This is a genomic window from Escherichia sp. E1V33 (assembly GCF_004211955.1).
Classification (GTDB): Bacteria; Pseudomonadota; Gammaproteobacteria; order Enterobacterales; family Enterobacteriaceae; genus Escherichia.
The window spans coordinates 1-12058 of the sequence record NZ_RHJI01000016.1; the positions used below are offsets into that span (position 1 = coordinate 1).

Annotated in this window: 11 protein-coding genes; 4 read left to right on the plus strand and 7 right to left on the minus strand. The window is 51.5% G+C overall.

Annotated features, from left to right (window positions below; all coding sequences use genetic code 11):
- A partial coding sequence (gene ehaB, locus D9742_RS15425) for an autotransporter adhesin EhaB (RefSeq protein WP_130237491.1) occupies positions 1-2001 on the minus strand: 2001 nt, incomplete at its 3' end.
- 524 nt (positions 2002-2525) lie between these two features.
- On the opposite strand from ehaB, the gene hemB reads away from it, so the two are divergent.
- Positions 2526-3500: a porphobilinogen synthase gene (hemB, locus tag D9742_RS15430; protein WP_130237492.1), complete on the plus strand. Its 975-nt coding sequence runs from the start codon at positions 2526-2528 to the stop codon at positions 3498-3500.
- Between the two features lie 203 nt (positions 3501-3703).
- Here the strand turns inward: hemB and tauD are convergent, their stop codons facing one another.
- Genes tauD through tauA form a run of 4 tightly spaced genes read right to left on the minus strand, consistent with a single transcriptional unit; the run spans position 3704 to position 7118 of the window.
- Complete coding sequence (tauD, locus tag D9742_RS15435) at positions 3704-4555, minus strand: taurine dioxygenase (protein ID WP_130237493.1); 852 nt, start codon at positions 4553-4555, stop codon at positions 3704-3706.
- Positions 4552-5379 (minus strand): taurine ABC transporter permease TauC, encoded by an 828-nt coding sequence (gene tauC, locus D9742_RS15440; protein ID WP_130237494.1) that lies wholly within the window; start codon positions 5377-5379, stop codon positions 4552-4554. Before tauC ends, tauD begins: the two co-directional genes overlap by 4 nt.
- Complete coding sequence (tauB, locus tag D9742_RS15445) at positions 5376-6143, minus strand: taurine ABC transporter ATP-binding subunit (protein WP_089618073.1); 768 nt, start codon at positions 6141-6143, stop codon at positions 5376-5378. The genes tauC and tauB overlap by 4 nt, the downstream gene beginning before the upstream one ends.
- 12 nt (positions 6144-6155) lie before the next feature.
- On the minus strand, positions 6156-7118 hold the full coding sequence (gene tauA / locus D9742_RS15450) for a taurine ABC transporter substrate-binding protein (RefSeq protein WP_130237495.1): 963 nt from the start codon (positions 7116-7118) through the stop codon (positions 6156-6158).
- 305 nt (positions 7119-7423) lie between these two features.
- Between tauA and frmR the strand changes: the two genes are divergently transcribed.
- The 3 genes from frmR to fghA all read left to right on the plus strand — a co-directional run bounded on the left by frmR (position 7424) and on the right by fghA (position 9770).
- Positions 7424-7699, plus strand: a complete 276-nt coding sequence (frmR, locus tag D9742_RS15455) for a formaldehyde-responsive transcriptional repressor FrmR (protein WP_001141271.1) — start codon at positions 7424-7426, stop codon at positions 7697-7699.
- A gap of 34 nt (positions 7700-7733) precedes the next feature.
- Complete coding sequence (gene frmA, locus D9742_RS15460; RefSeq protein ID WP_000842102.1) at positions 7734-8843, plus strand: S-(hydroxymethyl)glutathione dehydrogenase; 1110 nt, start codon at positions 7734-7736, stop codon at positions 8841-8843.
- 93 nt (positions 8844-8936) lie between these two features.
- On the plus strand, positions 8937-9770 hold the full coding sequence (fghA, locus tag D9742_RS15465; RefSeq protein WP_130237496.1) for an S-formylglutathione hydrolase: 834 nt from the start codon (positions 8937-8939) through the stop codon (positions 9768-9770).
- A gap of 236 nt (positions 9771-10006) precedes the next feature.
- Here the strand turns inward: fghA and D9742_RS15470 are convergent, their stop codons facing one another.
- Positions 10007-10546 (minus strand): DUF2058 domain-containing protein, encoded by a 540-nt coding sequence (locus D9742_RS15470; protein ID WP_001096705.1) that lies wholly within the window; start codon positions 10544-10546, stop codon positions 10007-10009.
- A 101-nt stretch (positions 10547-10647) separates the two neighbouring features.
- Positions 10648-11859 carry a 3-(3-hydroxy-phenyl)propionate transporter MhpT gene (mhpT, locus tag D9742_RS15475; protein ID WP_130237497.1) on the minus strand — a complete coding sequence of 404 codons (1212 nt, stop codon included), beginning with the start codon at positions 11857-11859 and terminating at the stop codon, positions 10648-10650.
- Between the last annotated feature and the right edge of the window lie 199 nt (positions 11860-12058).

Genomic DNA, 12058 nt, shown 5'->3' on the forward strand with positions numbered 1-12058 from the left:
ATGCGGGATACTTACATATGCACCCAGGTCAGCTTTGTTAGCTGCAGAGAAGGTAGCATTGCTGTTTTTATCGTTAACGTAGATCAGCTCGTTGCCGTTGTAGTCAGCGATAGAACCAGCACCAGTAGCGTTGTCGATACGAACTTTATAGTTACCGGTTGCAGCTGCAACATGGTCACCATTGTTATCAACTTCGTTCTGACCAGCTTCGATAGAAGCAGTGTTATCGTTATCGCCGTTACCGTTAATGGTCAGGTGACCATCAGAGTTCATTGCGATTACGCCATAACCGTAGTTAGCCTGAGTAGTATCGTTGGTACGATCGTTGACCAGATCGGTATCCATTACGTAATCACTGCTATGGATATCGAATACACCAGCGTGAATATTGCCGTTAGTATCAGTGGTACTGGTCAGATTCAGGGTATCAGCCTGGAACGGGTTAGCATCGAACTGATCAACGTTAACATCCAACAGACCGTCGTTAGTTACGGTGATGGTATTTGCGTACAGCGCAGCATCTTCTAAACCCCAGCCCGCAGAAACATCATCAGACATTTTAACGGTACTATTGTCGATGGTCAGGGTATTAGTCGCTACATGACCGTCTTCACCGATGTTCAGGTTAGAACCGCCAGTCAGAGAGATAGTGTCAGAGATCAGACGAGAGTCTGCAACATTAACCTGGGAACCGCTGTTAATACTTAAAGTATCAATCAGAGAAGATTTTGTTGTATCCCACTCTGAACCACCGTTCAAAGTCACATTAAACAAACCGCTCTGGTAAACTTCGTTTCCTACGATATGGCCATTTTCGTCATATTGAGTATTGATGTTATCAACACCGACAGTTGATGAAGGCCACAGGCTGTTAGCTGCAATATCGAGCAGAGTTGCAGTTGCTTCAGTACCAACAGCATATCCGTCGTAAGAACCATCACCATCTTCATCAACCATATGAACAGACATTGCAGCGCCAACCCACTTGCTGCCGTTGTTCAGAGTCACATCCATACGGTCTGTGCCATCCCAACCGTTGGTATCTACATCACCATCAGCATCGCGATAGCTGTCAGCACCTTGCGGGAAGAAGTTTTCATCGAAATTACTGGAGAAAACAACATCACCCATCAGTGTTGAGTTGTCTAAAGTTACTGTAGTCTGCATCGCATTATCAGCATACGGATTTGCGATTGCGGCAATTGCAACATCGTCTGCAGTCAGCGTGTTGCTATAGTTGCTGGCATTACCAGTATGGCCAAACCAACCAGTAGTACCTTCATCAGTCCATGAACCAGAGGTCACAGTAGAATCTTTAACAGTAATAGTGTTATTAAACACTTCGCTGCTGTTTACGCCAGTGCTGACTGTGTTGTCGTCAATATCTTCCCACTCATAACCCTGAGTCAGCGTAATACCTGCTACATGAGAGTTATTAGTGATGGACAGATCAACTTCCTGATCCAGTGTAATAGCAGTACCCATATCGTAAACATCTACAACATGAGTGTCAGCGGCATTATTATAGGTACCGTTGTAAGTATAATGCTCGTAGTTGTCATCGATCGTTGAATTATCAACGCTCAGTGTCAGACGATCATAAACATAACCAGTAGCACGGTCATCAGCACAATCAGTAGTCATGCACTCAGAGGTAATCATACCGTGAATAGTGCTGTTACTGATTGTCAGACTATTGGCGTTAGTATTAGTAGAAATACCGTCGTCCAGATAGTAGGTAGAAATCACGCCGTTAACGGTAGCATTATTAATGACCGGGTAGATATCGCCGTTGTAATAGCTATCAGCGGCATAGTTGTTCCAGCCTACATAACCATCATAGTAAACGTCATCAGCATAGGTGGCGTCGTTGTAGTGATGGAAAGTATTGTAAGTTTGACCAGAAATATCGTTGGTCGCTGCATTAGCCTGAGAGGTGATAGCCAGAGTGCAAGCCAATGCTAATTGTGATACTACAAGTTTCTTTTTCCAGGAGTGCATTTGTCATCCCTCCTCAGGGACGTAATAAGTTGATCCATCAATTATCAATGCATAGAAAACATCTTATGTTTCGCGTTTACGATTATGCGGCGTTATAGAGGAATGGTTCAATTATTCTTTCCCCTAAGTCCGATTGTGGACATATATAAAAACATCTATACGCACAAAGAAGAAGTTGACAAAAACGCTGTATTTCAACATGTTAATGAAACCATTAATTTTGAAGTATAGATCCTGAAAATATCAAAACAACAAATCAGATAAATAATGTATCAATAAACAATGAACTTTAAGCAATTCAATTCTTGGCAGTTCAACCAAATCAGCAAAAATAATAACCAGCATCTATAAATAAAAATTAAAAATTTTTACAGTGAATATAATATTATTGCTATTTCTATTACAAAGATGTCGTGGTCTCTCTTTCATTCTCTTCTTGTCAACATCGCGACAACTTTCGTAAAACACTCCTGCCCCGCTTCAGGTATACTGTGCACCTTAATTCCACAAACATCAGGCAGACCATGACAGACTTAATCCAACGCCCTCGTCGCCTGCGCAAATCTCCTGCGCTGCGCGCTATGTTTGAAGAGACAACACTTAGCCTTAACGACCTGGTGTTGCCGATCTTTGTTGAAGAAGAAATTGACGACTACAAAGCCGTTGAAGCCATGCCAGGCGTGATGCGCATTCCAGAGAAACATCTGGCACGCGAAATTGAACGCATCGCCAATGCTGGTATTCGTTCCGTGATGACTTTCGGCATCTCTCACCATACCGATGAAACCGGCAGTGATGCCTGGCGGGAAGATGGTCTGGTGGCGCGTATGTCACGCATCTGTAAGCAGACCGTGCCTGAAATGGTCGTCATGTCAGACACCTGCTTCTGTGAATACACTTCTCACGGTCACTGCGGTGTGCTGTGCGAGCATGGCGTCGACAACGACGCGACTCTGGAAAATTTAGGCAAGCAAGCCGTGGTTGCAGCTGCTGCAGGCGCAGACTTCATCGCCCCTTCCGCCGCGATGGACGGTCAGGTGCAGGCGATTCGCCAGGCGCTGGACGCTGCGGGCTTTAAAGATACGGCGATTATGTCGTATTCGACCAAGTTCGCCTCCTCCTTTTATGGTCCGTTCCGTGAAGCTGCCGGAAGCGCATTAAAAGGCGACCGCAAAAGCTATCAGATGAACCCAATGAACCGTCGTGAGGCGATTCGTGAGTCACTGCTGGATGAAGCCCAGGGCGCAGACTGCCTGATGGTTAAACCTGCTGGAGCGTACCTCGACATCGTGCGTGAGCTGCGTGAACGTACTGAATTGCCGATTGGCGCGTATCAGGTGAGCGGTGAGTACGCGATGATTAAGTTCGCCGCGCTGGCGGGTGCTATAGATGAAGAGAAAGTGGTGCTCGAAAGCTTAGGTTCGATTAAGCGTGCAGGTGCGGATCTGATTTTCAGCTACTTTGCGCTGGATTTGGCTGAGAAGAAGATACTGCGTTAATACTTTTACGCCTTCCGGTGGGGGGAGTTAACCTGTTGAAAGTACAGTGAACTCCCCCTAACCCTCTCCCCAAGGGGGCGAGGGGACCGTCCGCACTCGTTTCATCTATATCACCGTTCTTTCGCCGCTTGAGGGGACCGTCCGCGCTCGTATCATCTAAATCATCGTTCTTTCGCCGCCCGAGGGGACCTTCCGCACTCGTTTCACCCCGCCCGATAAAACGGTTTATCCCCAAGAATCGTCGCGCGATGCATAATCCGCCGCTGTGGCAGGTAATCCGCATTGGCATAGTGCTGAGTCACACGGTTATCCCAAATAGCAATATCATTCGGTTGCCAGCGCCAACGCACCTGAAACTCCGGTTTAGTGATATGGGCGAATAAAAAACCTAACAAGGCTTCGCTCTCTTTCTCGCTGACATCGACAATTCGCGTGGTAAAACCTTCGTTCACAAATAGCGCCTGTTTACCGCTCACCGGATGCGTTCGCACCACCGGATGGAGCAACGGTGGATTTTTCGCGACCGCCTCGCGCCAGCGTTGATGCTCCTCCTCCGTTTTGCGGTACTTGTATTCCGGGAACGATTTACGGAAATCATGCTCCGCGCGCAGCCCGCTCAAAAGCTGGCGGAAAGGAACAGAAAGTGCCTCATACGCCGCAATACCGCTGGTCCAGAGCGTGTCGCCGCCGGTCGAGGGTAACTCTTTCGCCGCCAGAATCGCCCCTGCGGGTGGCGTTTCAATAAATGTCACATCGGTATGCCAGTTGTCGTTATCCGGCGGATTATCGTTATGGGTATCCAGCACGATGATCTCGTCAACCCCTTCGGCATGCGGGTAAACAGGATGAATATGCAGTTCGCCAAAACGCTGGGCCAGCGCGCGTTGCTGCTGCGGCGTAATGGCTTGATCGCGCAGAAACACCACCTGATGGCGCAGCACCGCATGGTAAAGCTGTTCAAACTGGTTATCGCTTAACGGGCGCGTCAGGTCGGCACCCGAAATATGTGCGCCAATATACGGCCCCAGCGGGGTAATGCTCAGACGTTCACTCATTGTACTTCTCCATGCCAGGGCGTCAGACGGCGCTGTAACGCGCGCAGACCCAGTTCTAAAAGAAAGGCGATAATCGCAATCACCGCGATCCCCGCCAGCACCACGTCAGTCGCGAGAAATTCACCCGCTGACTGAACCATAAATCCCAAACCGCGCGTTGCGGCAATCAGCTCCGCCGCCACCAGCGTAGACCAGCCCACACCCAGACCAATGCGTAATCCGGTGAGGATTTCCGGCAGCGCACCGGGAAAAATGACAAACCACAGCACCTGCGCACGGCTGGCACCCAGCGACTGGGCGGCACGAATGCGAACCTGCTGCGCGCTTTTCACCCCCGCCAGCGCCGACATCGCCACCGGTGCAAAAATCGCTAAATAGATCAGTAAAATCTTCGAGGTTTCACCAATACCAAACCAGATCACCATCAGCGGCAAATAGGCCAGCGGCGGTACCGGGCGATAAAGTTCGATTACCGGATCCAGAATACCGCGCACCGTCGGGCTTAGCCCCATGGCGATCCCAACTGGAATGCCGATCAACACCGCCGCAAGTAGCGCCAGCACAATGCGCGTCAGGCTGGCAGCCAGATGCTGCCATAGCGTGGCGTCCATAAATCCCTGCGGTCCGGCAATGGTGAGCAGTTTTGCCAGTACCTGTTGCGGTGGCGGCAAAAACAGCGGGCTAATCAGTTGCAGCGCCGCCACCGTCCACCATACAGTGAGTAAAACCGCTAACGTGCCAATGCTTAAGGTCACCTGACGCGAGAGCGGCCAGCGCCATTTCAGCCGCCGCGAATGCAGTTTTTCATTAATGAGCACACTCATGAGAACGCCTCCCGTTGCTCAAATACGCGGCTTAAAACATATTCGCGCATGGCGATGAATTGTGGATCGGACTTGATGCTGCGGCTCGACTCTCCCGCAACAAAGCGGCGAGCAAAGTTGAGCGGCAGCCGCTCCAGCACACGTCCAGGGCCGGATGAAAGCAGAACCAGTTCAGTCGCCATAAACACCGCTTCTTCTATATCGTGGGTAATCAACAGCACCTGCTTGCCCGTCTCCTGCCAGAGTTTCAGCAGCAGGGTTTGCATCTGGTCGCGGGTGAAGGCGTCCAGCGCACCAAACGGTTCGTCGAGTAATAACAGCTGGGGATTCGCCGCCAGCGCGCGGGCAATGCCCACCCGCTGACGTTGACCACCGGAAAGCTGCCAGATGTAGCGTTTTTCTGCGCCTTCCAGCCCCACTTTTTTCAGCATCTGGTGCGCGATTTCCAGTCGCTGCATTTTCTCTATACCTGCCAATTGCAGGCCGAACGCCACGTTGTCCTGTACATTGCGCCACGGTAGTAGCCCTTCATTCTGAAAAACTACGCCACGCTCTGCTCCCGGTCCCTCAATATGCTTACCCGCCAGTTGAATGCTGCCATGCTGATAAGGCACAAAACCGGCAATCAGATTCAGCAGGGTGGTTTTACCGCAGCCGGACGGCCCCAGCACCACCAGTAGCTCGCCGCTTTCCAGCGTCAGGTTGATATCTTCCAGTGCCGGTTTGCCGCCATAATCGGCGTAAAGATGAGAGATTTGCAGCATCTGCGCCTCCTTTTATTGCACGAAGCGCGAGGTAACGTACTGGCTGTAATCATTCGCTACAGCCGGGACCTTGCCCTGCTCTTTCAAAAACTGCGCGGTGTCGATGATCGCTTTGTTCACCGGTCCGGTCAGTTCTGCCGTTTGTTGCTGCGGCGTCAGATAGGTATTCCCCTTCACCAGCCCCGGAACGTCACCTTCAGGTACGCCGCTTAAACGCGCCAGTTTGCTGATGTTTTCCGGCTGTTTCAGCCACACGTCTGGGTTAGCAATGTACGGTTGCTGAGCATCGATGGCGCTTTTAGCGAACGCTTTCACGACCTCAGGATGTTTCTCGGCAAAATCTTTTCGTACTACCCAAACGTCCAGCGTTGGCGCGCCCCACTGCCCGACCTGTTCAGAATCGGTCAGCACCTTGCCGTCTTTTTCCAGCGCGTTAACCGCCGGTGCCCAGACATAAGCACCATCAATGTCTCCCCGTTGCCATGCGGCGATAATCGCGGGCGGCTGCAGGTTCACAATCTCTACTTGCCCTGGTTTAATGCCCCAGTGTTTCAGCGCCGCCAGCAGGCTGTAGTGGGTGGTGGAGATAAACGGCACGGCGATGCGTTTACCAATCAAGTCTTCCGGTTTGCTGATGGTTTTCTTCACCACCAGCGCCTCAGAGTTGCCCAATTTTGACGCCAGCAAGAAGACTTCAATCGGCACCTGTTGGCTGGCTGCAACCGCTAACGGGCTGGAACCGAGGTTGCCGATTTGCACGTCGCCTGAAGCCAGCGCCCGCACGATGCTGGCTCCGCTGTCAAACTTGCGCCAGTCCACGTTCGCCCCGCTCTCTTTGGCAAAGGTGTTATCAGCCTGAGCCACTTTCGCCGGTTCGGCGGAAGTCTGATACGCAACGGTGACATTCACCGCCTGCGCCTGAAAAGCGATGAATGCCATTGCGGCAAGAAGTGTGTTACGCGATGAAACTGCCATGATTGTCTGCTCCCCTGTCTTGTTATGGGTGCAGTATTTCGTTGCGGGTAAGTTTGATAAAGGAATTAAAACGTCTTGTTAATAACAAAGCGTTTTTAGAAAAAAATCGGCAATGGTTAGCGAATATGCGCATTTTGCTACTTTTAACAAACATCGCCTGATGTGGCGCTCACGCCTCTTATCATGCCTACAAATACTGGGGCCGGATAAATTTTATTCTCCAGTGTTATATACTATAGGGGGGTATGCATTGACACATAGCATACCCCCCTATAGTATATTGCGTGCAGATGATGAGGTGCGAAATGCCCAGTACTCCGGAAGAGAAGAAAAAGGTCCTTACTCGAGTTCGTCGTATTCGGGGGCAGATTGATGCTCTGGAACGGTCACTGGAGGGTGATGCCGAATGCCGTGCCATACTCCAACAGATAGCCGCCGTTCGGGGCGCGGCTAACGGGCTGATGGCAGAAGTGCTTGAAAGCCATATCCGGGAAACGTTTGACCGAAATGACTGCTACAGCCGCGAAGTCAGCCAATCCGTTGACGACACTATTGAACTGGTTCGTGCCTATCTTAAATAGCTGAATCTATTACCATATTGAGGAAGAGCGAGAGATGAAATCACGTGCTGCCGTTGCATTTGCTCCCGGTAAACCGCTAGAAATCGTTGAAATTGACGTTGCACCGCCGAAAAAAGGTGAAGTGCTGATTAAAGTCACCCATACCGGCGTTTGCCATACCGACGCATTTACCCTCTCCGGCGATGACCCGGAAGGTGTATTCCCGGTGGTTCTCGGTCACGAAGGGGCTGGCGTTGTCGTTGAAGTCGGTGAAGGCGTAACCAGCGTCAAACCAGGCGACCATGTGATCCCGCTTTACACCGCAGAGTGCGGCGAGTGTGAGTTCTGTCGTTCTGGCAAAACTAACCTCTGTGTTGCGGTTCGCGAAACCCAGGGTAAAGGCCTGATGCCAGACGGCACCACCCGTTTTTCTTACAACGGGCAGCCGCTTTATCACTACATGGGATGCTCAACATTCAGTGAATACACCGTGGTCGCGGAAGTTTCTCTGGCAAAAATTAATCCAGAAGCAAACCACGAACACGTCTGCCTGCTGGGCTGTGGCGTAACCACTGGTATTGGTGCGGTGCATAACACCGCTAAAGTCCAGCCAGGTGATTCTGTTGCCGTGTTTGGTCTTGGCGCGATTGGTCTGGCAGTGGTTCAGGGCGCGCGTCAGGCGAAGGCGGGACGGATTATCGCTATCGACACTAACCCGAAGAAATTCGATCTGGCGCGTCGCTTCGGTGCCACCGACTGCATTAACCCGAATGACTACGACAAACCGATTAAAGATGTCCTGCTGGATATCAACAAATGGGGTATCGACCATACCTTTGAATGCATCGGTAACGTCAACGTAATGCGTGCGGCGCTGGAAAGTGCTCACCGTGGCTGGGGTCAGTCGGTGATCATCGGGGTAGCAGGTTCCGGTCAGGAAATCTCCACCCGTCCATTCCAGTTGGTCACCGGTCGCGTATGGAAAGGTTCCGCGTTTGGCGGCGTGAAAGGTCGTTCCCAGTTACCGGGTATGGTTGAAGATGCGATGAAAGGTGATATCGATCTGGAACCGTTTGTCACGCATACCATGAGCCTGGATGAAATTAATGACGCCTTCGACCTGATGCATGAAGGCAAATCCATTCGAACCGTAATTCGTTACTGATTTCCCGCAGGTTTTACCTCGTCCAGTTCAGGCGGGGTTCTTAATACTCTCCTCGGGCAGCCGCCCGGGGAATTAACCATGAGATAATGGCTGATGGAACTCATTGAAAAACATGCCAGCTTTGGCGGCTGGCAAAATGTGTATCGGCATTATTCCCAATCACTGAAATGTGAAATGAATGTCGGCGTCTATCTCCCACCTAAAGCCGCAAGTGAAAAATTGCCGGTGCTGTACTGGCTTTCGGGCCTGACCTGCAACGAGCAGAATTTCATTACTAAATCGGGGATGCAGCGTTACGCGGCTGAGCACAACATTATTATTGTTGCGCCGGACACCAGTCCGCGAGGCAGTCATGTCGCAGATGCCGACCGTTACGATCTCGGGCAAGGTGCCGGATTTTATCTGAACGCGACGCAAGCGCCGTGGAATGAACATTACAAAATGTATGACTATATCCGCAACGAGCTGCCGGATTTAGTGATGCAACATTTTCCGGCAACGACCAGAAAGTCTATCTCAGGTCATTCTATGGGCGGGCTGGGCGCGCTGGTGCTGGCGTTACGTAACCCAGATGAATATGTCAGCGTCTCGGCGTTTTCGCCCATTGTCTCCCCATCGCAAGTACCGTGGGGACAGCAAGCCTTTGCCGCATATCTTGGTGAAAATAAAGATGCCTGGTTGGATTACGATCCGGTGAGTCTTATTTCACAAGGTCAACGCGTTGCGGAAATCATGGTTGATCAGGGGTTGAGTGATGATTTTTACGCGGAACAGCTGCGGACTCAAAATCTTGAAAAGATCTGCCAGGAGACGAATATCAAGACGTTAATCCGTTATCACGAGGGTTACGACCACAGCTATTATTTTGTCTCCAGTTTTATTGGCGAGCATATTGCCTACCACGCCAATAAACTGAATATGCGTTGATAATAGTGCACGACTGCCGGATGCGGCGTGAACACCTTATCCGGCCTACACTTCGCCCATAAACCGTAGGCCTGATAAGACGCGAAAAGCGTCGCATCAGGCATTTGCGCACGACTGCCGGATGCGGCGTGAACGCCTTATCCGGTCTACACTTCGCCCATAAACCGTAGCAGGCCGTAGGCATGATAAGACGCGCATAGCGTCGCATCAGGCATTTGCGCACGACTTATCTATGTTTACCACATCAAATCATCAGGCACTTTGAAGTCGGCATACGGATCGTCTTCATCCTGCTCTTCGGCACTGAGCGCGCTGTGCAACACAATACTGCTGGCATCACGCTGAGCAATTTTATCGGCAACGCTGGCGGGAATAATGGCGTATTCACCTTCGCTATTGTTATCGACCAACAAGCGGGCAATCGCCAGACGACCATTAATCAACTGCGCCTGTGTGAGCTTATCGACAAAAATCTTCTTAATCAGATTGCCGTCAGTGAAGTTAAAACCAATATCGCCATTGGCAATGGTGATTCGGTTCATTTCAATGAGCTGCTTCACCTGGGCTTTATATTCTTTCGCCAACGCCGCTTGTTTTTGCTGTTCGCTAAGCTGTTTATCACGCTCAAGCTGTGCCTTTTTATTTTCTTCTACCGCCGCCCGAGCTTCACGCGCCTGAACACGCGATTTTTTCGCCGTTCTCTCGACCTTCGCCGCTTTTTTGCTGGTGACTAATCCTGCTTTGAGCAACTGCTCTTGTAAGGTAAGTTTTGCCATCTTTGTTTCCAAACCCGCTGAATAATTTTTAGCGAGTATACCTGTAAACGCCGTGGGTGTATTGGGGGCAAGTCCCTTTCGCCCCTGCTTAATAAGGCGCGTCAGGCATCGGCACACGGCTGCATTCTTGATCTCCGACTCATCAAAATAAACACCGCCAACCCAGCAACAAGAATACCCGGTGCAGAAGCGGCCATTACGCCGACCGTGCCAGTGCCTAATGCCAGCATTTTCCCGGCCAGTAACGGACCGCTCATAGCCCCCAGACGCCCTACCGCCACGGCTGTTCCCACACCTGTTGCGCGGATCTGCGAACTGTAAAACAACGTTGCCAGGGCATACAAAACGCTTTGCCCACCTGTCGCAAACAACCCCGCGACAAATCCCGCCAGCAACATACCGTTAAATGACGACACCGTTCCAAGCGCCAGCAGCGAAGCTAACATGCCGCTATAAATCAGTAGCGACATGGTCACTGGACGCAGCTTATCCATCAATGCGCCCAACATTAACGTCCCGCTCGCCGCACCCATTTGCAGTGCAAACATCACCCCTGCCGCCTGCGATGGCTGGAATCCTTGCTCCACCAAAAGCAGCGGTAGCCAGTTGATCAACATGTAAACCACCAGCAGAGTGAAGAAATAACACAGCCACAGCAGCAGCGTCGCGGTTGCCGTTTCTGGCGCAAATAACGCACGCAGTGGTGGCGCAGCCTGTTTTTCGCCAGCGAAAACCGCCGACTCCGGCAACCAGCGCATTAATAGCGGCACCAGAATCAACGGCACCACACCACCTACCCAAAACACCGTTTGCCAGGCTAAGTTTGCCCCCGCGAAACCCAGCGTCGCCGCCAGCGCCGCGCCAATGGGAACACCGCAATACATCAGGCTCACTGCCGTCCCACGAAAACGTGGACCCGCGGCTTCAGACGTCAGGGCGATAAGATTCGGCAACGCCGCCCCCAGCCCGACACCGGTCATCAGCCGCGCAAAGACCAGTGAGGGGAAATCCCAGGCAATCGCCGTTGCCAGTGAGAACAAACCAAACAGCGCAACTGAGCCAATCAAAATTCGCTTACGCCCATAACGGTCTGCCAGCATTCCGCCAACCAGCGCGCCGGGTAGCAAACCGAGTATTCCGGCGCTGAATATCCAGCCCATTTGCATTTTATCGAGTGCGAAAGCCTGGGCGATGCCACCCGCCGCAATGCCAGCCGCCTGAAGATCCAGTCCTTCCATCAGAGCGACCAAAAAACAAAGCCCGATGGTCAGCATCAGGCGGGATGAAGATGATGAAGGGGTACGAGTCGACATAAGATGAACCTCGTTGCGAGTGCAGATGAATCGCGACTGATACATTGTCAGCCGCGTAATCAGAACTATTTAATGACTGCCTACGGGCGAAATGTAGGCCGGACAAGACGTTTGCGCCACATCCGACAGTCATGCGCAGATTGCCTGATGCGACGCTAATGCGTCTTATCAGGCCTATAAATTCCCGCGCCATCCGTAG